The 22,797-nt window shown below is 57.8% G+C and carries 22 protein-coding genes; 19 read left to right on the top strand and 3 right to left on the bottom strand.

What is annotated here, in order from left to right; genetic code table 11:
• The first annotated feature begins 131 nt into the window (after positions 1–131).
• From rpoH to livJ, 3 genes are all read left to right on the top strand, one after another.
• Positions 132–989, top strand: coding sequence for an RNA polymerase sigma factor RpoH (gene rpoH, locus OSH03_RS19840; protein ID WP_028015143.1), 858 nt, complete (start codon positions 132–134; stop codon positions 987–989).
• A 136-nt stretch (positions 990–1,125) separates the two neighbouring features.
• Positions 1,126–2,391, top strand: a complete 1,266-nt coding sequence (locus tag OSH03_RS19835) for a 4-aminobutyrate--2-oxoglutarate transaminase (RefSeq protein WP_253540351.1) — start codon at positions 1,126–1,128, stop codon at positions 2,389–2,391.
• Positions 2,392–2,588: 197 nt separating this feature from the next.
• On the top strand, positions 2,589–3,689 hold the full coding sequence (gene livJ, locus OSH03_RS19830; protein WP_151412697.1) for a branched chain amino acid ABC transporter substrate-binding protein LivJ: 1,101 nt from the start codon (positions 2,589–2,591) through the stop codon (positions 3,687–3,689).
• A gap of 109 nt (positions 3,690–3,798) precedes the next feature.
• Here the strand turns inward: livJ and panM are convergent, their stop codons facing one another.
• On the bottom strand, positions 3,799–4,188 hold the full coding sequence (gene panM / locus OSH03_RS19825) for an aspartate 1-decarboxylase autocleavage activator PanM (protein WP_028015145.1): 390 nt from the start codon (positions 4,186–4,188) through the stop codon (positions 3,799–3,801).
• Positions 4,189–4,612: 424 nt separating this feature from the next.
• Between panM and livK the strand changes: the two genes are divergently transcribed.
• The 10 genes from livK (at position 4,613) to ugpQ (ending at position 14,675) form a co-directional block, all read left to right on the top strand.
• Positions 4,613–5,722 (top strand): high-affinity branched-chain amino acid ABC transporter substrate-binding protein LivK, encoded by a 1,110-nt coding sequence (gene livK, locus OSH03_RS19820; protein WP_266179888.1) that lies wholly within the window; start codon positions 4,613–4,615, stop codon positions 5,720–5,722.
• Positions 5,723–5,768: 46 nt separating this feature from the next.
• Positions 5,769–6,695: a high-affinity branched-chain amino acid ABC transporter permease LivH gene (gene livH, locus OSH03_RS19815; protein WP_028015147.1), complete on the top strand. Its 927-nt coding sequence runs from the start codon at positions 5,769–5,771 to the stop codon at positions 6,693–6,695.
• Positions 6,692–7,969 (top strand): high-affinity branched-chain amino acid ABC transporter permease LivM, encoded by a 1,278-nt coding sequence (locus OSH03_RS19810; protein ID WP_061099569.1) that lies wholly within the window; start codon positions 6,692–6,694, stop codon positions 7,967–7,969. Before livH ends, OSH03_RS19810 begins: the two co-directional genes overlap by 4 nt.
• Entirely contained in the window at positions 7,966–8,733 is a 768-nt protein-coding gene (livG, locus tag OSH03_RS19805; RefSeq protein WP_061099568.1) for a high-affinity branched-chain amino acid ABC transporter ATP-binding protein LivG, read from the top strand. Before OSH03_RS19810 ends, livG begins: the two co-directional genes overlap by 4 nt.
• A 1-nt stretch (position 8,734) precedes the next feature.
• Positions 8,735–9,448 (top strand): high-affinity branched-chain amino acid ABC transporter ATP-binding protein LivF, encoded by a 714-nt coding sequence (gene livF, locus OSH03_RS19800; RefSeq protein ID WP_061099567.1) that lies wholly within the window; start codon positions 8,735–8,737, stop codon positions 9,446–9,448.
• Between the two features lie 250 nt (positions 9,449–9,698).
• On the top strand, positions 9,699–11,015 hold the full coding sequence (gene ugpB / locus OSH03_RS19795; protein WP_266179886.1) for a sn-glycerol-3-phosphate ABC transporter substrate-binding protein UgpB: 1,317 nt from the start codon (positions 9,699–9,701) through the stop codon (positions 11,013–11,015).
• 115 nt (positions 11,016–11,130) lie between these two features.
• Positions 11,131–12,018: a sn-glycerol-3-phosphate ABC transporter permease UgpA gene (ugpA, locus tag OSH03_RS19790; protein ID WP_266179885.1), complete on the top strand. Its 888-nt coding sequence runs from the start codon at positions 11,131–11,133 to the stop codon at positions 12,016–12,018.
• Positions 12,015–12,860, top strand: a complete 846-nt coding sequence (gene ugpE / locus OSH03_RS19785; RefSeq protein WP_028015153.1) for a sn-glycerol-3-phosphate ABC transporter permease UgpE — start codon at positions 12,015–12,017, stop codon at positions 12,858–12,860. The genes ugpA and ugpE overlap by 4 nt, the downstream gene beginning before the upstream one ends.
• A gap of 1 nt (position 12,861) precedes the next feature.
• Positions 12,862–13,932, top strand: a complete 1,071-nt coding sequence (locus tag OSH03_RS19780; RefSeq protein ID WP_047362620.1) for a sn-glycerol-3-phosphate import ATP-binding protein UgpC — start codon at positions 12,862–12,864, stop codon at positions 13,930–13,932.
• Positions 13,929–14,675 carry a glycerophosphodiester phosphodiesterase gene (gene ugpQ / locus OSH03_RS19775; RefSeq protein WP_266179884.1) on the top strand — a complete coding sequence of 249 codons (747 nt, stop codon included), beginning with the start codon at positions 13,929–13,931 and terminating at the stop codon, positions 14,673–14,675. Before OSH03_RS19780 ends, ugpQ begins: the two co-directional genes overlap by 4 nt.
• Here ugpQ and OSH03_RS19770 read toward each other — a convergent pair.
• A complete protein-coding gene (locus OSH03_RS19770) occupies positions 14,659–15,036 on the bottom strand; it encodes a DUF2756 family protein (RefSeq protein ID WP_266179883.1) in 378 nt (125 codons plus the stop codon). The genes ugpQ and OSH03_RS19770 overlap by 17 nt on opposite strands.
• A 123-nt stretch (positions 15,037–15,159) precedes the next feature.
• Here OSH03_RS19770 and ggt point away from each other — a divergent pair, with 123 nt between their 5' ends.
• Positions 15,160–16,905, top strand: coding sequence for a gamma-glutamyltransferase (gene ggt, locus OSH03_RS19765; RefSeq protein WP_266179882.1), 1,746 nt, complete (start codon positions 15,160–15,162; stop codon positions 16,903–16,905).
• Between the two features lie 93 nt (positions 16,906–16,998).
• Here ggt and yhhY read toward each other — a convergent pair whose 3' ends face one another.
• Positions 16,999–17,487 carry an N-acetyltransferase gene (yhhY, locus tag OSH03_RS19760; protein ID WP_253540360.1) on the bottom strand — a complete coding sequence of 163 codons (489 nt, stop codon included), beginning with the start codon at positions 17,485–17,487 and terminating at the stop codon, positions 16,999–17,001.
• A 255-nt stretch (positions 17,488–17,742) separates the two neighbouring features.
• Between yhhY and OSH03_RS19755 the strand changes: the two genes are divergently transcribed.
• From OSH03_RS19755 to gntU, 5 genes are all read left to right on the top strand, one after another.
• On the top strand, positions 17,743–18,780 hold the full coding sequence (locus OSH03_RS19755) for an oxidoreductase (protein ID WP_266179881.1): 1,038 nt from the start codon (positions 17,743–17,745) through the stop codon (positions 18,778–18,780).
• A gap of 123 nt (positions 18,781–18,903) precedes the next feature.
• Positions 18,904–19,599 (top strand): pirin family protein, encoded by a 696-nt coding sequence (locus tag OSH03_RS19750; RefSeq protein ID WP_003861565.1) that lies wholly within the window; start codon positions 18,904–18,906, stop codon positions 19,597–19,599.
• 91 nt (positions 19,600–19,690) lie between these two features.
• On the top strand, positions 19,691–20,686 hold the full coding sequence (gene gntR, locus OSH03_RS19745; protein ID WP_014882133.1) for a gluconate operon transcriptional repressor GntR: 996 nt from the start codon (positions 19,691–19,693) through the stop codon (positions 20,684–20,686).
• Between the two features lie 126 nt (positions 20,687–20,812).
• Entirely contained in the window at positions 20,813–21,340 is a 528-nt protein-coding gene (gntK, locus tag OSH03_RS19740; protein ID WP_008503362.1) for a gluconokinase, read from the top strand.
• A gap of 3 nt (positions 21,341–21,343) precedes the next feature.
• The gene (gene gntU / locus OSH03_RS19735) at positions 21,344–22,684 is read left to right on the top strand and encodes a gluconate transporter (protein WP_014833577.1); all 1,341 of its coding nucleotides are present in this window, start codon (positions 21,344–21,346) and stop codon (positions 22,682–22,684) included.
• Positions 22,685–22,797 lie beyond the last annotated feature (113 nt).

The following is a 22,797-nucleotide window of genomic DNA, read 5'->3' as shown; positions in this document are numbered from 1 at the left end:
TGCACCTGGAACTTGTGGATAAAATCACTGTCTGATAAAAGAGTGAATGCTAATCTCGTTGCTCAAACGCTTTGGCATGGTTGTTGCCTGACGGGGACAGCCTGGACCAGAAGAAACATTGAGAGGAATGAATGACCAAAGAAATGCAAACTTTAGCTTTAGCCCCTGTTGGTAACCTGGAATCTTACATCCGGGCTGCGAACACCTGGCCGATGTTAACGGCCGAGGAAGAAAAGGAGCTTGCTGAAAAGCTGCATTACCAGGGCGATCTGGAAGCAGCGAAAAAGCTGATCCTGTCTCACCTGCGCTTTGTTGTTCACATTGCTCGTAACTATGCGGGCTATGGCCTGCCGCAGGCGGACTTGATTCAGGAAGGTAACATCGGCCTGATGAAGGCTGTACGTCGCTTTAACCCGGAAGTGGGCGTGCGACTGGTCTCCTTCGCCGTGCACTGGATCAAAGCAGAAATTCATGAATACGTGCTGCGCAACTGGCGTATCGTGAAGGTCGCCACGACAAAAGCGCAACGTAAGCTGTTCTTCAACCTGCGTAAAACCAAGCAGCGTCTGGGCTGGTTCAATCAGGATGAAGTGGAAATGGTGGCGCGCGAGCTGGGTGTATCCAGTAAAGACGTCCGTGAGATGGAATCCCGTATGGCCGCGCAGGACATGACCTTTGATATGTCCTCCGACGACGACGCATCTGACAGCCAGCCGATGGCCCCGGTTCTGTATCTGCAGGATAAAACCTCTAACTTTGCCGACGGCATTGAAGAGGACAACTGGGAAGATCAGGCCGCGAACAAGCTGACCCATGCGATGGAAGGTCTCGACGAACGTAGCCAGGACATTATCCGCGCCCGCTGGCTGGATGAAGACAACAAGTCCACGCTGCAGGAGCTGGCCGACCGCTACGGCGTTTCTGCGGAACGTGTCCGTCAGCTTGAGAAGAACGCCATGAAAAAACTTCGCGCCGCTATCGAAGCGTAATTACCGCGAAGTACACCGAGAACCCCTGGATGCGAGTCCGGGGGTTTTGTTTTTTTAGCGCCCGCTCTGGCGAATTCCCTCTCCCTGGCAAACACTTACTGATGCGCTAAGCAGGCGACTTTCTCAGGGGGACAGGGTGAAAAATACCGAACTGAACGACCGGCGTTTACAGGCGACGCCGCGCGGCATCGGCGTGATGTGTAACTTCTATGCCGACAAAGCCGAAAACGCCACGGTGTGGGACGTGGAAGGGAATGAGTACATCGACTTCGCCGCCGGGATCGCGGTGCTGAATACCGGCCATCGCCATCCCAAAGTCATCTCCGCTATCGAAAAACAGCTCCACGCGTTTACCCACACGGCCTACCAGATTGTGCCGTACGAAGGCTATGTCGCGCTTGCCGAGCGCATCAACCAGCGCGTGCCGATTGACGGCCCTGCCAAAACCGCCTTCTTCTCCACGGGCGCTGAAGCGGTCGAAAACGCGGTCAAAATTGCCCGCGCGTACACCAGACGCCCAGGCCTGATCGCCTTTGGCGGCGCGTTCCACGGGCGTACCTTTATGACCATGGCGCTGACCGGTAAGGTCGCGCCGTACAAGCTGGGCTTCGGCCCGTTCCCCGGCTCTGTGTATCACGCGCAGTATCCGAACGAACTGCACGGCGTCAGCACGGCGGAAGCATTAAAAAGCCTGGAACGCATCTTTAAAGCGGATATCGCCCCAGACCAGGTGGCGGCCATTATTCTCGAACCGGTTCAGGGGGAGGGCGGTTTCAACATCGCGCCCGCTGATTTTATGCAGGCTCTGCGCGCCCTGTGCGATACCCACGGTATCTTGCTGATTGCCGACGAGGTGCAAAGCGGCTTCGCCCGCACCGGCAAGCTGTTCTCGATGGAGCACCACTGCGTGAAGCCGGACCTGATCACCATGGCGAAAAGCCTCGCGGGCGGGATGCCGCTCTCAGCGGTATCGGGCCGCGCCGAGGTGATGGACGCGCCCGCGCCTGGCGGACTGGGCGGTACCTACGCGGGTAACCCGCTGGCGATTGCCGCGGCCCACGCGGTGCTGGACGTGATTGACGAGGAAGATCTCTGCACGCGCTCGGCGCATCTCGGCCATCATCTGGTAGAAGTGCTCAACAAAGCGAAGGAACACTGCCCGTTCATCGCCGACATCCGTGCCCAGGGCTCGATGGTGGCGGTAGAGTTTAACGATCCGCAATCCGGACAACCGTCGCCGGAATTCACCCGGCAGGTGCAGGAACGCGCGTTGAACGAAGGGCTGCTGCTCCTGAGCTGCGGCGTTTACGGCAACGTGATCCGCTTCCTTTATCCGCTTACCATCCCCGAAGCGCAGTTCCGTAAAGCGCTGGACATTATCTTCGCGTCGCTGACACGTTAAAGCCGCCAGCCCGGCGTTAAATCCTGTCGGGCTTATCATATTTTCATTTCAAATTAGCTATTCCAAAATCATAAAAATGGGGTATGTTTTAGCAGAGTATGCTGAAAAAGCGCGAACAGCACACCAATAACTGAAATAAAGCGCTGCACAACAACATCACAACAATCGTAATAACCATAATAATGGGGAATCTCAGGATGAACATGAAGGGTAAAGCGTTACTGGCAGGATGTATCGCGTTGGCATTCAGCACCATGGCGCAGGCAGATATTAAAGTGGCCGTGGTGGGCGCAATGTCCGGTCCGGTAGCACAGTACGGCGACCAGGAATTTACGGGCGCTGAACAGGCGGTTGCAGACATTAATGCCAAGGGCGGCATCAAGGGCGAAAAACTGCAGATCGTAAAATACGATGATGCCTGTGACCCGAAGCAAGCGGTCGCGGTGGCGAACAAAGTGGTCAACGACGGGATCAAATACGTTATCGGTCACCTGTGCTCCTCTTCCACTCAGCCAGCGTCTGACATCTACGAAGACGAAGGCATTCTGATGATCACCCCGGCCGCAACTGCACCAGAGCTGACCGCGCGCGGCTATAAGCTGACCCTGCGCACCACCGGTCTGGACTCCGATCAGGGCCCAACGGCGGCTAAGTACATTCTGGATAAAGTGAAGCCGCAGCGTATCGCGATTGTTCACGACAAACAGCAATATGGCGAAGGTCTGGCCCGTGCGGTGCAGGACGGTCTGAAGAAAGGCAATGCCAACGTGGTCTTCTTTGACGGGATCACCGCCGGTGAGAAAGACTTCTCCACGCTGGTGGCGCGTCTGAAGAAAGAGAATATCGATTTCGTTTACTACGGCGGCTACCACCCGGAAATGGGCCAGATCCTGCGTCAGGCGCGTGCGGCGGGTCTGAAAACCCAGTTCATGGGACCGGAAGGCGTGGCGAACGTTTCCCTGTCTAACATCGCGGGTGAATCTGCTGAAGGTCTGCTGGTGACCAAGCCGAAGAACTACGACCAGGTCCCTGCGAACAAACCTATCGTAGATGCCATCAAGGCGAAGAAACAGGATCCAAGCGGCGCGTTCGTCTGGACCACCTACGCTGCGCTGCAGTCTCTGCAGGCGGGTCTGAACCAGTCAGCCGATCCGGCTGAGATTGCCACCTGGCTGAAAGCGAACACGGTCGAAACCGTCATGGGGCCGCTGTCCTGGGACGCGAAGGGCGACCTGAAGGGCTTCGAATTCGGCGTGTTTGACTGGCATGCTAACGGTACTGCTACTGACGCAAAATAAAAGCAAATGGTAACCGTAAGGTTGCCATTTTAGTGTTTGCACCCTCTCCCCGTGGGAGAGGGCCGGGGTGAGGGCATCAGGCCGCACCGCACACATCACCCCGCACAAATCACCCCAAACGCTTCTCCCACCCGCTCTCCTGCGCCGTAAACCCTAACGCCTGCATAAATGCCGCCATCACGCCGCGGTCTTCCACGCCCACGTCGGCCATCCACCATGAGTTCACGTTCGGGTTTTCGCGGATCACTTCTTCAATTAAATACTGTCCCACACCGCGACGACGGGTCACGTCACGCACGCGCAGCGAGTCCAGCGCTCCCTCCGTGCCGCTCAGGGTCACGCGAACCGCGGCCAGCAGGCGCTCGTTGAAGCGCGCGGCATAAATGCGGTGGTTCTCGTCAACATGCAGCGACGAAGGGGAATATTCCGGCCAGATCTTGCCCAGGTCGATATGATCCTGGTCGCTAAAGGTCACCAGACGCACGATAGTCAGTTTCATTAGCAGCTTGTCCAAATCAAATTGAGTAGAGGCAGTGTACTCAATTTATTCACTCAGCGGCTTCCTCTTTTTATTCTCATTAACCAGGTGATTAGTTTTTTAGCAATGCAATGGGCAGTTTGAAAACACATGAATCGAAAAATAAGCAGAATTTTAACCTGAATGGCAGCGATTTATTCGGCGCTTTGTACCGTTATTTTATGCTGCAAACTGCACTTTTATTTGTTTATCTCTGCCTGATTTCAGAATATTATCTTTCCTTAATAGCCTGAAAAATAGAGATTTTAGTCTGGTTTTTGACAAAAAACTGCGCTAAACCATTAAAGGCACTGGTAAAAATAGCGTTGTTCATTAAAAGTACAGAATGCTTTTTAACCATAATAAAACAAAATATAAACACGACATCACGAATGGGGATTCTGAGATGAAAAGGAACGCGAAGACATTTATCGCGGGAATGGTTGCACTGGCGATCTCGCATGCGGCCATGGCGGAAGAGATTAAAGTGGCGGTAGTCGGTGCGATGTCCGGCCCTGTTGCCCAGTGGGGTGACATGGAGTTTAACGGCGCGCGTCAGGCCATCAAAGACATCAACGCCAAAGGCGGCATCAAGGGCGACAAGCTGGTGGGCGTGGAGTATGACGACGCCTGCGATCCGAAACAGGCCGTTGCGGTCGCCAACAAAATCGTCAACGACGGCATCCAGTACGTCATCGGCCACCTGTGCTCATCCTCCACCCAGCCCGCGTCCGATATCTACGAAGACGAAGGTATTTTGATGATCACTCCGGGTGCCACCAACCCGGAGCTGACCCAGCGCGGCTATCAGCACATCATGCGTACCGCCGGTTTGGACTCCTCGCAGGGGCCAACCGCAGCGAAATACATCCTCGACACCGTTAAGCCAAAGCGTATTGCCATCATTCATGACAAACAGCAGTACGGCGAGGGCCTGGCGCGTTCCGTGCAGGACGGCCTGAAAAAAGGCGGCGCGAACATCGTCTTCTTCGACGGCATTACCGCCGGCGAGAAAGACTTCTCCGCGCTGATCGCCCGTCTGCAAAAAGAGAACATCGACTTCGTCTACTACGGCGGCTACTACCCGGAAATGGGTCAAATGCTGCGCCAGGCGCGCGCCACCGGTCTGAAAACCCAGTTTATGGGGCCAGAGGGCGTGGGCAACGCCTCCCTGTCAAACATCGCGGGGGATTCTGCCGAAGGGATGCTGGTGACGATGCCAAAACGCTATGACCAGGATCCGGCCAACAAGGCTATCGTGGATGCGCTCAAGGCGCAGAAGAAGGATCCGAGCGGTCCATACGTCTGGATCACCTACGCGGCCGTGCAGTCTCTGGCAACCGCGCTGGAGCGTACCGGCAGCAAAGAGCCGCTGGATCTGGTGAAAGATTTAAAAGCGCACGGGGCGAACACCGTGATTGGGCCGCTGAACTGGGATGAGAAAGGCGATCTGAAGGGATTTGAGTTTGGTGTCTTTAAGTGGCACGCCGACGGTTCGTCCTCGGTCGCCAAATAATTATCCCACCGCCCGGCTCACCGGGCGGGTATAAAAAGGTTTGCATATGTCCGAGCAGTTTCTCTATTTCCTGCAGCAGATGTTTAACGGCGTCACGCTGGGAAGCACCTACGCGCTGATCGCCATCGGCTACACGATGGTTTACGGCATTATCGGCATGATCAACTTCGCCCACGGCGAGGTGTACATGATCGGTAGCTACGTCTCCTTTATGATTATCGCCGCGCTGATGATGATGGGCATCGACAGCAGCTGGCTGCTGGTCGCCGCCGGGTTTGTCGGCGCGATTGTGATTGCCAGCGCCTACGGCTGGAGCATTGAGCGCGTGGCCTACCGGCCAGTGCGCAGCTCCAAGCGCCTGATTGCCCTGATCTCCGCCATCGGGATGTCCATCTTCCTGCAAAACTACGTCAGCCTGACCGAAGGTTCGCGCGACGTGGCGCTGCCAAGCCTGTTTAACGGCCAGTGGATTGTGGGCGCCAGCGAAAACTTCTCTGCCTCTATTACCACTATGCAGCTGGTGATCTGGGTCGTGACCTTTGTCGCCATGCTCGCCCTGACGCTGTTCATTCGCTACTCCCGCATGGGACGCGCCTGCCGCGCGTGCGCGGAAGACCTGAAGATGGCGAGCCTGCTCGGCATCAACACCGACCGCGTGATCGCTCTGACCTTCGTGATTGGCGCGGCGATGGCTGCCGTCGCAGGTGTGCTGCTCGGCCAGTTCTACGGCGTAATCAACCCGTACATCGGCTTTATGGCCGGGATGAAAGCCTTCACCGCGGCGGTACTGGGCGGCATCGGCAGCATTCCGGGCGCGATGATCGGCGGCCTGATCCTGGGCGTGGCGGAAGCGCTCTCCTCGGCGTACCTGAGTACGGAATATAAAGACGTGGTGTCGTTTGCCCTGCTGATTCTGGTTCTGCTGGTTATGCCTACCGGTATTCTGGGCCGTCCGGAGGTAGAGAAAGTATGAAACCGATGCATTTTGCAATGGCGCTGCTCTCTGCCGCCATGTTCTTCGTGCTGGCCAGCGTCTTTATGGGCGTCCAGCTTGAGCTGAATGGCACCAAGCTCGTTGTCGATACTGCAGCTGATATTCGCTGGCAGTGGGTCTTTATCGGCACCGCCGTGGTGTTCCTGTTCCAGCTGCTGCGTCCGCTGTTCCAGAAGACGCTGAAAAATGTCTCCGGACCGAAATTCGTCCTGCCGGCGATCGACGGTTCTACCGTTAAGCAGAAGCTGTTCCTCGTGGCGCTGCTGGTGGCCGCCGTGGCGTGGCCGTTTATGGTGTCGCGCGGCACGGTGGATATCGCCACCCTGACCATGATTTACGTGATCCTCGGCCTGGGTCTGAACGTGGTAGTAGGGCTGTCTGGTCTGCTGGTGCTGGGCTACGGCGGCTTCTACGCCATCGGCGCCTACACCTTCGCGCTGCTAAACCACTACTATGGCCTCGGCTTCTGGACCTGCCTGCCGCTGGCGGGGCTGGTCTCTGCCGCCGCGGGCTTCCTGCTCGGCTTCCCGGTGCTGCGCCTGCGCGGTGACTACCTGGCGATTGTGACCCTGGGCTTCGGCGAAATCGTCCGTATCCTGCTGCTCAACAACACCGAAGTGACCGGCGGCCCGAACGGCATCAGCCAGATCCCGAAGCCGACCTTCTTCGGCCTGGAGTTCAGCCGTACCGCCCGCGAAGGCGGCTGGGATACCTTCAGCAACTTCTTCGGCATCAAATATGACCCATCTGACCGCGTGATCTGGCTCTACCTGGTGGCACTGCTGCTGGTGGTGATTACCCTGTTCGTGATCAACCGCCTGCTGCGCATGCCGCTGGGTCGGGCGTGGGAAGCGCTGCGTGAAGATGAAATCGCCTGCCGCTCGCTGGGCCTGAACCCGACCCGCATCAAGCTGACCGCGTTCACCATCAGCGCCGCGTTTGCCGGTTTCGCCGGAACGCTGTTTGCCGCGCGTCAGGGCTTCGTCAGCCCGGAATCGTTCACCTTTGCCGAATCCGCCTTTGTGCTGGCGATTGTGGTGCTGGGCGGGATGGGATCGCAGTTCGCCGTTATCCTGGCGGCTATCCTGCTGGTGGTTTCGCGCGAGCTGATGCGCGACTTTAACGAATACAGCATGCTGATGCTGGGTGGTTTGATGGTGCTGATGATGATCTGGCGTCCGCAGGGTCTGCTGCCGATGACGCGTCCACAGCTGAAGCTTAAGAGTGCGGAAGCGAAAGGAGAGCAGGCATGAGTCAGCCATTATTATCGGTTAACGGTCTGATGATGCGTTTTGGCGGCCTGCTGGCGGTCAACAACGTGAATCTGGATCTGCACAAGAAAGAGATTGTCTCCCTGATTGGCCCGAACGGGGCGGGGAAAACCACGGTCTTTAACTGCCTGACCGGCTTCTACAAGCCGACCGGCGGCACCATCATGCTGCGCGACCAGCATCTTGAGGGGCTGCCGGGCCAGCAGATTGCCCGCATGGGCGTGGTGCGTACCTTCCAGCACGTGCGTCTGTTCCGCGAGATGACGGTGATTGAGAACCTGCTGGTGGCTCAGCATCAGCAGCTGAAAACCGGCCTGTTCTCCGGCTTGCTGAAAACCCCGGCCTTCCGCCGCACGCAGGAGGAGGCGCTCGACCGCGCCGCCACCTGGCTCGACCGCATCGGCCTGCTGCAGCACGCCAACCGTCAGGCGAGCAACCTGGCCTACGGCGACCAGCGTCGCCTGGAGATTGTGCGCTGCATGGTGACCCAGCCGGAAATCCTGATGCTCGACGAACCGGCGGCGGGCCTCAACCCGAAAGAGACCAAAGAGCTGGACGAGCTGATTGCCGAGCTGCGCGATAGTCACGACACCACTATCCTGCTGATTGAACACGACATGAAGCTGGTGATGGGTATTTCGGACCGTATCTACGTGGTAAACCAGGGTACGCCGCTGGCGAACGGTACGCCGGAAGAGATCCGCAATAACCCGGACGTGATCCGCGCATACCTTGGTGAGGCATAAGATGGAAAAAGCGATGTTAACGTTCGACAAGGTCAACGCGCACTACGGCAAGATCCAGGCGCTGCACGACGTCAGCCTGCACATCAACCAGGGTGAAATCGTCACCCTGATTGGTGCCAACGGCGCGGGCAAAACCACGCTGCTCGGCACCCTGTGCGGCGACCCGCGCGCCACCAGCGGGCGGATTGTGTTTGATGATAAAGACATTACCGACTGGCAGACCGCAAAAATCATGCGCGAGGCGGTGGCGATTGTCCCGGAAGGGCGCCGCGTCTTCTCCCGCATGACGGTGGAAGAGAACCTGGCGATGGGCGGCTTCTTTGCTCACCGGGATGAATACCAGACCCGCATAAAATGGGTATACGAACTCTTCCCGCGCCTGTGGGAGCGCCGCATCCAGCGCGCCGGCACCATGTCCGGCGGTGAGCAGCAGATGTTGGCGATTGGCCGCGCGCTGATGAGCCAGCCGCGCCTGCTGCTGCTGGATGAACCGTCGCTCGGCCTGGCGCCGATCATCATCCAGCAGATCTTCGACACCATCGAGCAGCTGCGTAAAGAGGGGATGACTATCTTCCTCGTCGAACAGAACGCCAACCAGGCGCTGAAGCTCGCTGACCGCGGTTACGTGCTGGAGAACGGCCGCGTGGTGCTGGAGGATACCGGCGATGCGCTGCTGGCGAACGAAGCGGTGCGGAGCGCGTATTTGGGCGGATAGGTAAAAACAAAAAGGCAACGAAAGTTGCCTTTTTTAGTGTTTGCTCCCTCTCCCTGTGGCAGAGGGCTGGGGTGAGGGCACCCAACCGCACCCAACCAAAACCCCCTTCACACAACCATCATCCCCCTGACGCCTGGCTGTCACTTATCTGTAAGCAAACAGTTATTTTTCTGTCATTCGAGCATGTCATGTTACCTCGCGAGCATAAAACGCGTGATATCGCGCATCCGGCACAATAAGAGAGATGACAATGACATCGTTACGACACACAGCTTTGGGTCTGGGACTGGGTCTGGCTTTTGCGACGAACGCAATGGCTGTGACCACCATTCCGTTCTGGCATTCCATGGAAGGGGAGTTGGGTAAAGAGGTTGACTCCCTGGCGCAGCGTTTCAACGACACCCACCCGGATTACAAAATTGTGCCGGTGTACAAAGGTAACTACGAGCAGAGCCTGAGTGCGGGCATCGCCGCCTTCCGTACTGGCAACGCGCCGGCGCTGTTACAGGTTTATGAAGTGGGCACCGCCACCATGATGGCCTCCAAAGCCATCAAGCCGGTGTATGAAGTGTTCAAAGAGGCGGGCATCAACTTCGACGAGTCGCAATTCGTGCCGACCGTCGCGGGTTACTACACCGATTCCAAAACTGGCCACCTGCTGTCCCAGCCGTTTAACAGCTCCACGCCGGTGCTGTACTACAACAAAGACGCCTTCAAAAAAGCCGGCTTAGATCCGGAGCAGCCGCCAAAAACCTGGCAGGACCTGGCCGAATACACCGCAAAGCTGAAAGCGGCAGGCATGAAGTGCGGCTACGCCAGCGGCTGGCAGGGCTGGATCCAGATTGAAAACTTCAGCGCCTGGCACGGCCTGCCGGTTGCGACCAAAAACAACGGCTTCGACGGCACCGACGCGGTACTGGAGTTCAACAAGCCGGAGCAGGTGAAGCACATTGCGCTGCTGGAAGCTCTGAACAAGAAGGGCGACTTCAGCTACTTCGGGCGTAAGGACGAATCCACCGAGAAGTTCTACAACGGCGACTGCGCCATTACGACCGCCTCGTCCGGCTCGCTGGCGGACATCCGTCACTACGCCAAATTCAACTACGGCGTGGGCATGATGCCATACGACGCCGACGTGAAGGGCGCGCCGCAGAACGCCATCATCGGCGGGGCGAGCCTGTGGGTGATGCAGGGCAAAGACAAGGGCACCTACAAAGGCGTCGCCGAGTTTCTCGACTTCCTGGCCAAGCCTGAAAATGCCGCCGAATGGCATCAGAAAACCGGCTACCTGCCGATCACCAAAGCCGCGTATGACCTGACCCGCGAGCAGGGCTTCTACAGCAAGAACCCAGGGGCAGATATCGCGACGCGTCAGATGCTGAACAAGCCGCCGCTGCCGTTCACCAAAGGCCTGCGTCTGGGCAACATGCCGCAGATCCGCACCATCGTGGATGAAGAGCTGGAAAGCGTCTGGACCGGGAAGAAAACGCCTCAGCAGGCGCTGGACTCTGCGGTAGAGCGCGGGAATCAGCTGCTGCGCCGCTTTGAGCAGTCGACGAAGTCGTAATTCAAACTAATCCCCTCACCCTAACCCTCTCCCCAAAGGGGAGAGGGGACGATTACACCCTCGCCCCTTTGGGGAGAGGGCCGGGGTGAGGGGGGTATACCTACAGAGCAAACCTATGTCCTCATCCCGTCCGGTGTTCCGTTCCCGCTGGCTGCCGTATCTGCTGGTCGCGCCGCAGCTGGTCATCACCGTTATCTTCTTTATCTGGCCTGCGGGCGAAGCGCTGTGGTACTCGGTACAAAGCGTCGATCCGTTCGGTCTCTCCAGCCAGTTTGTCGGGCTGGACAACTTCACCGCGCTGTTCCACGACAGCTACTACCTGGACTCCTTCTGGACGACGATGGAGTTCAGCGCGCTGGTGACCGTCAGCGGGCTGGTCGCGTCGCTGTTCTTCGCCGCGCTGGTAGATTACGTGGTGCGCGGCAGCCGTCTGTACCAGACCCTGATGCTGCTGCCTTACGCCGTGGCGCCAGCCGTCGCCGCCGTGCTGTGGATCTTCCTGTTTAACCCGGGGCGCGGGCTGATTACCCACTTCCTGGCAGAGTTTGGCGTTGAGTGGAACCACGCCCAGAACAGCGGTCAGGCGATGTTCCTGGTGGTGTTCGCCTCGGTGTGGAAGCAGATCAGCTACAACTTCCTGTTCTTCTTTGCCGCGCTGCAGTCCATTCCGCGCTCGCTGGTGGAGGCCGCGGCGATTGACGGCGCAGGGTCAGTTCGTCGCTTTTTCAGGCTGTCGCTGCCGCTGATTGCCCCGGTGAGCTTCTTCCTGCTGGTGGTAAACCTCGTGTACGCCTTCTTCGATACCTTCCCGGTGATCGATGCGGCTACCGCAGGCGGCCCGGTGCAGGCGACCACCACGCTGATTTACAAAATCTACCGCGAAGGCTTTGCGGGGCTGGATCTCTCCGCTTCTGCCGCCCAGTCCGTCGTGCTGATGTTCCTCGTCATCATCCTCACGGTGGTGCAGTTCCGCTATGTTGAAAGTAAGGTGCGCTACCAATGATTGAGAACCGTCGCGGGCTGACGATTTTCAGCCATACCATGCTGATTTTAGGGATTATCGTCATCCTGTTCCCGCTGTACGTGGCGTTTGTCGCCGCCACGCTGGACACCAAAGCGGTGTTCGACACGCCGATGACGCTGATCCCAGGCGGGCATCTCTTCGAGAACATGAAAACCATCTGGACCCAGGGCGTGGGCGCCAACAGCGCGCCGTTCTGGCTGATGATGCTCAACAGCTTCATCATGGCGTTCGGCATCACCGTTGGCAAAATTACGGTGTCGATGCTGTCGGCCTTCGCCATCGTCTGGTTCCGCTTTCCGCTGCGTAACCTGTTCTTCTGGATGATCTTCATCACCCTGATGCTGCCGGTGGAAGTGCGTATCTTCCCGACGGTGGAAGTGATCGCCAACCTGAAGATGCTCGACAGCTACGCGGGCTTAACCCTGCCGCTGATGGCCTCGGCGACCGCCACCTTCCTGTTCCGCCAGTTCTTTATGACCCTGCCGGACGAGCTGATTGAAGCCGCGCGCATCGACGGTGCCTCCCCGATGCGCTTCTTCCGCGACATCGTGCTGCCGCTGTCGAAAACCAACCTTGCGGCACTGTTTGTGATCACCTTTATCTACGGCTGGAACCAGTACCTGTGGCCGCTGCTGATTATTCAGGACGTCAACCTCGGCACCGCCGTAGCGGGCATTAAGGGCATGATCGCCACCGGCGAAGGCACCACCCTCTGGAACCAGGTAATGGCGGCGATGCTGCTCACCCTTATCCCCCCGGTCGTTATCGTTTTAGCCATGCAGCGCGCGTTTGTGCGTGGTTTAGTGGACAGTGAGAAATAAGATGGCAGGTTTAAAATTACAGGCAGTAACCAAAAGCTGGGACGGCAAAACCCAGGTGATTCAGCCGCTGACGCTCGACGTGGCGGACGGGGAATTCATCGTCATGGTCGGCCCGTCCGGCTGCGGAAAATCCACCCTGCTGCGCATGGTGGCGGGGCTGGAGCGCGTGACGTCCGGGGATATCTGGATTGACCGTCAGCGCGTCACCGAAATGGAGCCGAAAGACAGAGGCATCGCGATGGTGTTCCAGAACTATGCGCTCTATCCGCACATGAGCGTGGAGGAGAACATGGCCTGGGGGCTGAAAATTCGCGGCATGGGCAAAGGCCATATCGACGAGCGGGTGAAAGAGGCGGCGCGCATTCTGGAACTCGACGGCCTGCTGAAGCGCCGCCCGCGCGAGCTCTCCGGCGGCCAGCGCCAGCGCGTGGCAATGGGGCGCGCCATCGTGCGCGATCCGGCGGTATTCCTGTTCGACGAGCCGCTCTCTAACCTCGACGCCAAGCTGCGCGTCCAGATGCGTCTTGAGCTGCAGCAGCTGCACCGTCGTCTGAAAACCACCTCCCTGTACGTGACCCACGATCAGGTTGAAGCCATGACCCTCGCCCAGCGCGTAATGGTGATGAACAAAGGCGTTGCGGAGCAGATTGGCACTCCGGTGGAGGTGTACGAGAAACCGGCCACCCGCTTTGTGGCGAGCTTTATCGGCAGCCCGGCGATGAACCTGCTGGAGGGGCGCATCAGCAGCGCGGGCACGCATTTTGAGCTGGAAAGCGGGATGGCGCTGCCGATCAACTGGTACTATCGTGGCTACGCCGGGCGTAAGATGACGCTCGGTATCCGCCCCGAGCATATTGGTTTAACCTCTCAGGCGGACGGCGGCGTGCCGCTGGTGATGGACACGCTGGAGATGTTGGGTGCAGATAACCTGGCGCACGGGCGCTGGGGCGAGCAAAAAATGGTGGTGCGCCTGGCGCATCAGGAACGCCCGAAAGCGGGCAGCACGCTGTGGCTGCACCTGCCGGAAAACCATCTGCACCTTTTTGACGGTGAAACAGGACAACGAGTATGAGCAACTGGCCTTATCCCCACGTCGTCGCCCACCGGGGCAGCGGTAAGCTGGCCCCGGAAAACACCCTGGCGGCGATTGATGTCGGCGCGCGCTACGGCCACACGATGATCGAGTTCGATGCCAAGCTGTCAAAGGACGGCGAAATTTTCCTGCTGCATGACGACAACCTCGAACGCACCAGCAACGGCTGGGGCGTGGCGGGTGAACTGCCGTGGCGCGATCTGCTGAAGGTGGACGCTGGAAGCTGGTACAGCGGCGAATTCAAAGGCGAACCGCTGCCCCTGCTGGCGGAAGTGGCGGATCGCTGTCGCCAGCACGGCATGATGGCCAACATCGAAATCAAACCGACCACCGGCACCGGGCCGCTGACGGGCAAAGTGATTGCCCTTGCCGCGCGCGAGCTGTGGGAAGGGATGACCGCGCCGCTGCTGTCGTCCTTTGACATCGACGCGCTGGAGGCCGCACAGGCGGCCGTGCCTGAGCTACCGCGCGGGCTGTTGCTGGACGAATGGCGCGAGGACTGGCGCGAGCTAACGACGCGCCTGGGCTGCGTCTCGATCCATCTGAACCACAAGCTGCTGGATGCGGCGCGGGTGAAAATGCTGAAAGACGCGGGTATGCATATTCTGGTTTACACCGTTAACAAACCCCAGCGTGCAGCCGAACTGCTGCGCTGGGGCGTGGACAGTATCTGTACCGATGCAATCGACCTGATCGGCCCGGACTTTAATTCTGCGGATTAAGCATACTGCCATTCGACTGCGGCGGCAGCATGTGCTGCTGTCCGCTGCCTGTAGACGTCATGCCACCTAACATCCCGCCGTTTTTATTCGGCAGCGGCTGCTCGCGCACCTGCCCCTGCTGCACGCGCTGGATGTTGGCGTTCATCTGGTTTTGCAGGCTTTGCTGCTGCATCTGGGTCTGCGTTCTCAGCTGCTGATTCAGCATCCCTTTTTGCTGTTGCTGCTGGCTCATCATCTCCGTCTGCATACGCTGCTGGCTCGGGATAACGTAACCCTGCTGGTTCGGGTTGTTCATGGTGTTGAGTGGCTGTGCGAGCGCGGCAAACGGGATCAGCGCCGTAAGAATCATCAAGCGTTTCATTGTCATTTCCTCCTCTTGAGGCCTCTCTTAAGTTTACCCTGATTTCACCATGACGATGATTTTTTAGGAGTTGTGAACCAGGCTTAAGCGGGGAATATGGATCCCTTCACCTGGAGAACAATAATGATGAAACCAACCTTCTTGCGCTGGGTCGCCATCGCCGCGCTGATGGCAGGCGGTACATTTAGCGTGGCGGCCAACCCGCCGGCGGCGCCTCCGGTCTCTTACGGCGTGGAGGAAGATGTTTTTCATCCCGTGCGGGCAACCCATGGCATGGTGGCATCGGTGGATGCGCTGGCAACCCGCGTGGGCGTCGATATTCTCAAACAGGGCGGTAACGCGGTGGATGCGGCGGTCGCTGTCGGCTATGCGCTGGCGGTGACGCACCCGCAGGCGGGGAACCTGGGCGGCGGCGGCTTTATGATGCTGCGCACCAAAGACGGGAAAACTACCGCCATCGACTTCCGTGAAATGGCGCCTTCGCAGGCGTCCCGCGATATGTTCCTCGACGACCAGGGCAACCCGGACAGCAAAAAATCTCTCACCTCGCATCTTGCGTCCGGCACGCCGGGCACCGTTGCGGGCTTCTCGCTGGCGCTGGAAAAATACGGCACGATGCCGCTGAACAAGGTGGTGCAGCCTGCCATCAAGCTGGCGCGGGAAGGTTTTGTGGTGAATGACGCCCTGGCGGACGACCTCAAAACCTACGGCAGCGAAGTGATTCCGAACCATGAAAACAGCAAGGCCATCTTCTGGAAAGACGGCGAGCCGCTGAAGAAGGGCGATAGGCTGGTGCAGAAGAACCTCGCCAAAAGCCTGGAGCTGATTGCGGAGCACGGTCCGGATGCGTTCTACAAAGGAGCGATTGCCGACCAGATTGCGCAAGAGATGCAAAAGAACGGCGGGCTTATCACCAAAGCGGATCTGGCGGAATACAAGGCGGTGGAGCGCGAGCCGATTAGCGGCACCTACCGCGGCTACGAGGTCTTCTCCATGCCGCCGCCGTCCTCTGGGGGCATTCACATCGTGCAGATCCTCAACATTCTTGAAAACTTCGATATGCACAAGTTCGGCTTCGGCAGCGCGGATGCCATGCAGGTGATGGCGGAAGCGGAAAAACGCGCCTATGCTGACCGCTCGGAATATCTTGGCGATCCGGACTTCGTGAAGGTGCCGTGGCAGGCGCTGACCAACAAGGCGTATGCCAAATCCATTGCCGATCAGATCGACATCAACAAGGCTAAGCCGTCGAGCGAGATCCGCCCCGGCAAGCTGGCGCCGTATGAAAGCAACCAGACGACGCACTTCTCGGTGGTGGATAAAGACGGCAATGCGGTGGCGGTAACCTACACGCTCAACACCACCTTCGGTACCGGGATTGTGGCGGGCAACAGCGGCATTCTGCTGAACAACGAGATGGACGACTTCTCCGCCAAGCCGGGCGTGCCGAACGTCTACGGGCTGGTCGGCGGCGATGCGAATGCGGTAGGGCCGAAGAAGCGTCCACTGTCGTCCATGTCGCCCACCATCGTGGTGAAAGACGGGAAAACCTGGCTGGTGACCGGTAGCCCGGGTGGGAGCCGTATTATCACCACCGTGCTGCAGATGGTGGTCAACAGCATCGACTTTGGGATGAACGTCGCCGAAGCCACCAACGCCCCGCGTTTCCACCACCAGTGGCTGCCGGACGAGCTGCGCGTGGAGAAGGGCTTTAGCCCGGACACCATCAAGCTGCTGGAGCAGCGCGGGCAGAAGGTGGCGGTGAAAGAGGCGATGGGCAGCACCCAGAGCATTATGGTCGGGCCGGACGGCGCGCTGTTTGGGGCGTCGGACCCGCGTTCGGTGGATGATTTAACGGCGGGATATTGAACATCCCCCTCACCCCGGCCCTCTCCCCAAAGGGGAGAGGGTGTAATCGTTCCCTCTCCCCTTTGGGGAGAGGGTTAGGGTGAGGGGTCTATGTCACTTCATTCTCGCCATATAATACGCATCCACATACTCGCCGTTGCGCAGGCCGTAGCGCTTGCCGGTGCCTTCAATCTCAAACCCATGCTTTTTGTACACCGCGATAGCCGGTTCGTTATCCACAAACACCGTTAACTCGATGCGGTCGACGCGCAGCCAGTTGTCGCACATATCAATCATGGTTCGCATCAGCGCGCTGGCAACGCCCCGATTTTGCCACTGCGCACCCACACAAATACCGAAATCGGCAACGTGGCTGCGGCGCGGGCGTTGTGCGACGGCAATGCACAAATGCCCGGCGACGGTATCGTCGATGCAGGCGACCAGCTGCTTGATGCCGGGCTGGTCGGTTAGCCGGTCATGCCACATCTGCTCTGAGGGATGAGGAACCTGTAGCGTGTTGTGGTACACCTCCGGCTGGGCGTGGATCTGACGAATGGCGTCGTAATCTCTCGGTTCAGCGTGGCGTATCACTATCTCACTCATTCCTTGTTCCTCAGTCGGTTAAAAGTCCCCTCCAACATCAATGACTTTAAAATTTGAGTCAACCGCTATTTTTTGCAAAAAGTATTGGACAAGTGCGAATGAGAATGATTATTATTGCTTTGCATTCAGGAAGACCCCTACGGGAACCTGAAAGCACGACATTGCTCACATTGCTTCCAGTATTACTTTAGCCAGCTTCTCGCTGGCTTTTTTTTTGTTATGGTTAGACTCAGTAACCTTAAAAAGGACTGAGCCATGACACTACATTGCGCATTTATTGGATTTGGCAAAAGCACCACGCGTTACCACCTTCCATATGTCCTCCACCGTAAAGACACCTGGCACGTCGCCCACATCTACCGCCGCAGCGCGAAGCCGGAAGAGCAGTCTCCGCAGTATTCCCACATTCACTTCACCAGCGATCTTAATGAAGTATTGAATGACCCGCAGGTAAAGCTGGTGGTCGTCTGCACCCACGCCGACAGCCACTTCGACTACGCGAAGCGCGCGCTCGAAGCGGGTAAAAACGTGCTGGTCGAAAAGCCGTTCACTCCGACCATTGCCGAAGCGAAGGAATTGTTCGCGCTGGCGAAAAGCAAAGGGTTGACCGTCACCCCGTATCAGAACCGTCGCTTCGACAGCTGCTTCCTGACGGCGAAAAAAGCGATTGAGAGCGGCAGGCTGGGCGACATCGTGGAAATTGAAAGCCACTTCGATTACTACCGCCCGGTGGCGGAAACCCAGCCCGGTCTGCCGCAGGACGGCTCGTTCTACGGCCTGGGCGTACATACCATGGACCAGATCATCTCCCTGTTTGGCCGCCCGGACCACGTGGCGTATGACATCCGCAGCCTGCGCAATAAAGCCAACCCGGACGATACCTTTGAAGCGCAGCTGTTCTACGGCGACCTTAAAGCCATCGTCAAAACCAGCCATCTGGTAAAAATCGACTACCCGAAATTTATCGTTCACGGCACCAAAGGCTCGTTCATTAAGTACGGCATTGACCAGCAGGAGACCAGCCTGAAGGCCAACATCATGCCGGGCGAACCGGGCTTTGCGGCGGACGATTCCGTGGGCGTGCTGGAGTATGTGAACGATGACGGCGTAACGGTCAAAGAAGAGCTGAAATCGGAAACCGGCGACTATGGCCGCGTCTACGATGCGCTGTATGAAACCCTCACCAGCGGCGCGCCGAATTACGTCAAGGAATCTGACGTTCTGACCAATCTCGAAATCCTTGAGCGGGCCTTCGAGCAGGCTTCTCCTGCCACGGTAACCCTCGCGAAATAAGCAAAAACGGCTCCTCTGCGCTTGTTCATAATTTTTGAACAGAGGAGTCAATTTTCACCCTCTATGATCCCCGACCGTTTGAGTCCACACTTACTCCATCGAAACGAACTGAGGGTGAAAACAATGATCTACTTACGCAAAGCAAACGAACGTGGTCACGCAAATCATGGCTGGCTGGACTCATGGCATTCATTCTCGTTTGCCGACTACTACGACCCGAACTTCATGGGCTTCTCCGCACTGCGCGTGATTAACGACGACGTGATTGATGCAGGCCAGGGCTTCGGTACTCACCCGCACAAAGACATGGAAATCCTGACCTATGTGCTGGAAGGGGCGGTTGAGCACCAGGACAGCATGGGCAACAAAGAGCAGGTTCCGGCGGGCGAGTTCCAGATTATGAGCGCGGGTACCGGGGTGCGTCACTCCGAGTACAACCCGAGCAAAACGGAAAAACTGCACCTGTATCAAATCTGGATCATTCCAGAAGAGACCGGCATCACGCCACGCTACGAGCAGCGCCGCTTCGACGCGAAACAGGGCAAACAGCTGGTGCTGTCCCCGGACGCGCGTGAAGGTTCTCTGAAAGTGCATCAGGATATGGAGCTGTACCGCTGGGCGCTGGCGAAAGACGAACAGTCCGTGCACCAGATTGCCGCCAATCGCCGCGTCTGGATCCAGGTGGTGAAAGGTGAAGTGTCTATTAACGGCACCAAAGCCACCACCGCCGATGGTCTGGCCGTCTGGGATGAGCAGGCGCTCTCTGTGCATGCCGACAGCGAAAGCGAAATCCTGCTGTTTGACCTGCCTCCGGTCTAAATAATTTCTCAACCTTCCCTTTAAACGGGGAAGGTTGAGCTTTGTCCGTGATAAACTGAGCAAATCTCTCACTTCAAGATTTCTCAGGACGATGAAAAAGAAACGCCCCGTACTTCAGGATGTCGCCGATCGCGTCGGTGTGACCAAAATGACGGTCAGCCGTTTTTTACGTAACCCGGAACAGGTTTCCGTGGCGTTGCGTGGCAAGATTGCTGCCGCCCTTGATGAACTGGGTTATATTCCCAACCGCGCACCCGATATTCTCTCCAATGCGACCAGCCGTGCGGTGGGCGTCCTGCTTCCTTCCCTGACCAACCAGGTTTTCGCTGAAGTTCTGCGCGGCATTGAAAGCGTCACCGATGCTTTTGGCTACCAGACCATGCTCGCGCACTATGGGTACAAGCCGGAACTGGAAGAGGAACGTCTTGAATCAATGCTTTCCTGGAACATTGACGGCCTGATTTTAACCGAACGTACCCACACTGCCCGCACGCTCAAAATGATTGAAGTCGCCGGTATTCCGGTGGTGGAGCTCATGGACAGCCAGTCGCCATGCCTCGACATCGCCGTTGGGTTCGATAACTTTGAAGCGGCTCGTCAGATGACGGCGGCCATTATCGCCCGTGGGCATCGTCATATTGCCTATCTGGGTGCGCGTCTTGATGAACGTACTATCATCAAACAGAAGGGATACGAGCAGGCGATGCTCGACGCGAACTTAACCCCGTACAGCGTGATGGTGGAGCAGTCCTCATCTTACACTTCGGGTATTGAGCTGATGCGCCAGGCACGACGCGAGTATCCGCAACTGGACGGTATTTTCTGTACCAACGATGACCTTGCGGTCGGTGCAGCGTTCGAATGCCAGCGTCTGGGGCTGAAGATCCCTGAGGATATGGCGATTGCTGGCTTCCACGGCCACGATATTGGTCAGGTGATGGAGCCGCGTCTGGCGAGCGTTCTGACACCGCGTGAACGCATGGGCCGCATTGGCGCAGAACGCCTGCTGGCGCGCATTCGTGGAGAGACGGTTACCCCTAAAATGTTAGATTTAGGTTTCACCTTGTCACCGGGTGGATCTATTTGAACTGACAAATTTGAAGTAGCTCACACTTATTCACTTCGCGCACGTTTGGATATTGCTTCTCTTTTGCCCCAGCAGGACAATGTTACCGATAACTGTTACCCGTAACAATTGACTGAGGGACACCCTTTGAGCACGACTAATCACGATCACCACGTTTACGTCCTGATGGGCGTGTCCGGTAGCGGTAAATCTGCCGTGGCGAGCGAAGTGGCGCATCAACTTCAGGCTGCGTTTCTTGATGGTGACTTCCTCCATCCGCGCAGCAACATTATGAAAATGGCCTCCGGCGAGCCGCTGAACGATGACGACCGCAAACCGTGGTTGCAGGCGCTGAATGACGCCGCGTTCGCGATGCAGCGCACCAATAAAGTTTCCCTGATCGTCTGCTCCGCGCTGAAAAAAACCTACCGCGACCTGCTGCGCGACGGCAATCCGAACCTCTCCTTCATCTATCTGAAGGGCGATTTCGAGGTCATTGAAAGCCGTCTGAAGGCGCGTAAAGGCCACTTCTTTAAAACCCAGATGCTGGTGACGCAGTTCGAAGCGCTTCAGGAGCCGGGTGAAGATGAAAAAGACGTCTTAGTGGTTGATATCGATCAGTCACTGGAGGGTGTTGTAGCCAGCACCATCGAGGTCATTAACAAAAGGCAGTAAGTTTTGAGTACATTAACGCTAGTTTTGACAGCAGTGGGTTCAGTATTGCTGCTGCTGTTTTTAGTGATGAAGGCGCGTATGCACGCTTTCGTTGCTTTGATGGTGGTTTCTATTGGTGCAGGTCTCTTTTCCGGTATGCCGCTCGACAAGATCGCCGCGACGATGGAAAAAGGGATGGGAGGCACGCTGGGCTTCCTGGCGATTGTGGTCGCGCTGGGCGCGATGTTTGGCAAGATCCTGCATGAGACGGGCGCGGTCGACCAGATTGCCGTCAAGATGCTCAAATCCTTCGGTCACAGCCGTGCGCACTACGCGATTGGCCTGGCCGGTCTGATTTGCGCGCTGCCGCTGTTCTTCGAAGTGGCGGTGGTGCTGCTCATCAGCGTCGCCTTCTCCATGGCGCGCCATACCGGCACTAACCTCGTGAAGCTGGTTATTCCGCTGTTTGCGGGCGTGGCGGCGGCTGCGGCGTTTCTGCTGCCCGGGCCAGCGCCGATGCTGCTGGCCTCCCAGATGCACGCCGACTTTGGCTGGATGATCCTGATTGGCCTGTGCGCCGCTATCCCCGGGATGATTATCGCCGGTCCGCTGTGGGGCAATTTCATCAGCCGTTACGTTGAGCTGCACATTCCGGACGACATCACCGAGCCGCACCTGGGCGAAGGTAAAATGCCGTCCTTCGGCTTTAGCCTTTCTTTGATCCTGCTCCCGCTGGTGCTGGTGGGCCTGAAAACCATCGCCGCGCGCTTTGTGCCGGTCGGCTCTACCGCGTACGAATGGTTTGAGTTCATTGGTCACCCGTTCACGGCGATTCTGGTGGCGTGTCTGGTAGCGATTTACGGCCTGGCGATGCGCCAGGGAATGCCGAAAGACCGCGTGATGGAGATCTGCGGTGCGGCGCTGCAGCCTGCGGGGATTATCCTGCTGGTGATCGGTGCCGGCGGCGTGTTCAAGCAGGTGCTGGTAGATTCCGGCGTGGGCCCGGCTCTGGGTGAAGCGCTGACCGGGATGGGCCTGCCGATTGCGGTAACCTGCTTCGTGCTGGCTGCGGCGGTGCGTATCATTCAGGGTTCTGCAACCGTGGCGTGCTTAACCGCCGTAGGTCTGGTGATGCCGGTAATTGAACAGCTCAACTACTCCGGTGCGCAGATGGCCGCGCTGTCTATCTGCATCGCGGGCGGTTCGATTGTCGTCTCGCACGTTAACGACGCCGGCTTCTGGCTGTTCGGTAAGTTTACCGGCGCGACCGAAGCGCAAACCCTGAAAACCTGGACGCTGATGGAAACCATCCTCGGCACCACCGGGGCCATTGTCGGGATGATTGCCTTTACGCTGCTGAGCTAAATGCGGTGATTTAACAAGGCTCAAAAATAAGGCCCGGTAGCGTTAGCGCTTACCGGGCCTTTTTATTATGCAGAACGTCAGGCCGGGCAAGGTGAACCACTACCCGGCTTTTT

Source organism: Enterobacter nematophilus (genome assembly GCF_026344075.1).
Classification (GTDB): Bacteria; Pseudomonadota; Gammaproteobacteria; order Enterobacterales; family Enterobacteriaceae; genus Enterobacter; species Enterobacter nematophilus.
Note: the sequence above shows the minus strand (reverse complement) of the source record. Positions and strands in the feature narration are given on the sequence as shown.